Source organism: Dankookia rubra (assembly GCF_004355005.1).
Classification (GTDB): Bacteria; Pseudomonadota; Alphaproteobacteria; order Acetobacterales; family Acetobacteraceae; genus Paracraurococcus; species Paracraurococcus ruber_A.
On record NZ_SMSJ01000229.1, the window covers coordinates 1 to 2335 of the forward strand.

Genomic DNA, 2335 nt, shown 5'->3' on the forward strand with positions numbered 1-2335 from the left:
GGGCGAAGCCGGCCTCCCGCCGGCCCCAGCCGACCCGGGCGCGGGCCAGCGGCACGCCGCCCAGCGCCGCCGGGTGCAGGCCGAGCGCCGCCAGCGCGGCGGCGGCATCGGCGCCGAGGAACTCGCCGCAGACGCTCTCGCGCGCCGCGGCTTGGCGTTCCAGCAGCAGCACCCGCCGCCCGGCGCGGGCCAGCGCGATCGCCGCGGCGCAGCCGGCCGGGCCGGCGCCGATCACGGCGATCACCCGCGGATCACCCCGACGTTCCAGCGGAAGGGGAAGACCCAGCGCAGCTCGGCCGTCACCCCCGCCTCGGCCAGCAGCTTCTCCCAATCCGCGCGGACGAAGCTGCGGGCGATGGAGACGGTGCTGTCGTGGATCACCATCGGGCTGAACCGCATCAGCCGGAAGCCGGCCCAGACCACGCCCCAGGGCAGCCAGTGGCGATGCAGGTCGGAGATCAGCCAGCCCCGCACCGCGCGCGCTTCGAGCCAGTGCAGGAAGCGCACCAGTTCCGGGTCGCGCAGATGGTGGGTGAAGAGGTTGCAGAGCACGACGTCGAAGCGCTCATCCGGGGCGAGTTCGAAGAGGTCGGCGGTGATGAAGCGCGCCTTCACCCCCTGCGCCTCGGCGTAGCGCGCCGCCCAGGGGCTGTGGTCGAGCCCGGCGAGCGTCACCGCAACGCCGCGCTTCTCCGCCCAGGCCTCGATCGCGGTCAGCATCTGGCCGCCGCCGCAGCCGACATCGAGGATGGAGAGCTCGGCCGCCCCGGTCCGCTGCACCAGCCGGTCCAGCCAGGACAGCACGGGGCCGAAGGCGAGCGTGAGGCGGTTGATGCGGCCGAGTTCCTCGAGCGCGGCGGCGAATTCCGGCTCGCCGGCCGCGGCGTCGTCCATCCATTCGTCTTCGGTGCTGCGGGTGGCGAGCATCTTGGTATCCATCCGGGAAGGCTGGGCGGGGCCTGGCTCTCGCCGCGCGACGGGTGCCGGCCCAGAAGAATAGATGAGGGGCCTGGGGAGAATACCTTCTCCCCAGCCTGCCTATGCCACCGAAGGCCGCGCCATGCTCATGCCACCCGGAAGCGCATGGTCTCGGCCGAGAGTCCGGGGCCGAAGGCGAGGGCGCAGCCGCGCTGGCCGCGCTCCGCCCCGGCCATCATGCGGGCGAGGACGAACATCACCGTGGCCGAGGACATGTTGCCGTGGTCGCGCAGCACGCCGCGGCTGACGTCGAGCGCATCCTCCGGCAGGTCCATGCCGTGCATCACCGCGTCCAGCACGCTGCGCCCGCCCGGATGCACCGCCCAGAGGTCGAAGTCGGACACGGCGGCCCCGGCCAGGATCGACGCGGACTGGTCCGGCAGGGCGCGCGCCAGGGTCAGCGGCACGAAGCCCGAAAGCGTCATGTCGAAGCCGCCATCGCCGATCCGCCAGGTGATCTGGTCGGCGGCCTCCGGCAGCAGCGCGGCGTGGAAACCCTCGAGCGCCAGGCCCTGCGGCTCGGCCGTCACCAGCGCCGCGCTGCAGCCATCGGCGAAGAGCAGGAAGCAGAGCAGCTGCTCGATCTCGGTCGAGGGCTGCAGGTGCAGGCTGCAGAGCTCGAGGTTCAGCACCAGCACCCGCGCCTTCGGGTCGCTGCGGACGATGTGGTGGGCCAGCTTCAGCGCGTTGATCGCCGCCTGGCAGCCCATGAAGCCGACCACGCTGCGCTCGACGCTGCCGGGCAGCCGGAAGCGGTCGATGATCCAGTGGTCGAGCCCGGGCGCGGCGAAGCCGGTGCAGGAGGCGAGGATCAGGTGGGTGATGCCCGGCCCTTCCTCCTCCAGCCCGAGCGCCAGGCCGGCGGCCTCGGCCAGGGCCGGCGCCTCGGCCTCGTAGCGGGCCATGCGGGTGCCGGTGCCGGGGAAGCGTTCCAGGCGGTAGAAGTCGTCGGTGGTGCCGCGGCAATCCTCGCGCGGCTCCAGCACCGAATAGCGGCGGGCGATCTGGGATCGCTCCGCCAGCCGGGCGAAGGCGGTCTGGATGCGGGGGTCGCTGATCTGCCGCCCGGCGAAGATCCGGAAGGCGTCATGCACCTCGTGCCGCGGCAGGGCGGTGGCGATGCGATTGATATGGGCCTGGGTCATATAGCGGGAGATGGGGGCGGGAGCGGCGAGTGCACCCCGGGGCGCCCGCCCGGCTGGAGGGGAGGTGATGCGGTGAAGAGCGGGATGGGCGGACCGCTGCGGCTGACCGCGCCGGCGGACGCGCTGGCCAGGCTGCTGACGCTGCTGCCGGGGCCGGTCGCGCCCCGCCGGCTGCCGGCGGCGGCCGCGCTCGGGCGGGCGCTGGCGGCACC

Annotated in this window: 3 protein-coding genes; all 3 read right to left on the minus strand. The window is 73.7% G+C overall.

Going from position 1 to position 2335, the window contains the following annotated elements; translation table 11 throughout:
- The coding region (locus E2C06_RS36140) for an FAD-dependent oxidoreductase (protein ID WP_241671628.1) at positions 1-244 on the minus strand (244 nt) is incomplete at its 3' end.
- Positions 241-927 (minus strand): methyltransferase domain-containing protein, encoded by a 687-nt coding sequence (locus E2C06_RS36145; RefSeq protein WP_133293342.1) that lies wholly within the window; start codon positions 925-927, stop codon positions 241-243. The genes E2C06_RS36140 and E2C06_RS36145, both read right to left, overlap by 4 nt.
- Before the next feature lie 137 nt (positions 928-1064).
- Positions 1065-2123, minus strand: a complete 1059-nt coding sequence (locus tag E2C06_RS36150; protein WP_133293343.1) for a type III polyketide synthase — start codon at positions 2121-2123, stop codon at positions 1065-1067.
- Positions 2124-2335: the final 212 nt, after the last annotated feature.

What these genes read in the sequence shown, in the direction of transcription:
- E2C06_RS36145 (WP_133293342.1), bottom strand. Translation starts at nt 927, where the DNA reads ATGCTCGCCACCCGCAGCACCGAAGACGAATGGATGGACGACGCCGCG.
- E2C06_RS36150 (WP_133293343.1), bottom strand. Translation starts at nt 2,123, where the DNA reads ATGACCCAGGCCCATATCAATCGCATCGCCACCGCCCTGCCGCGGCAC.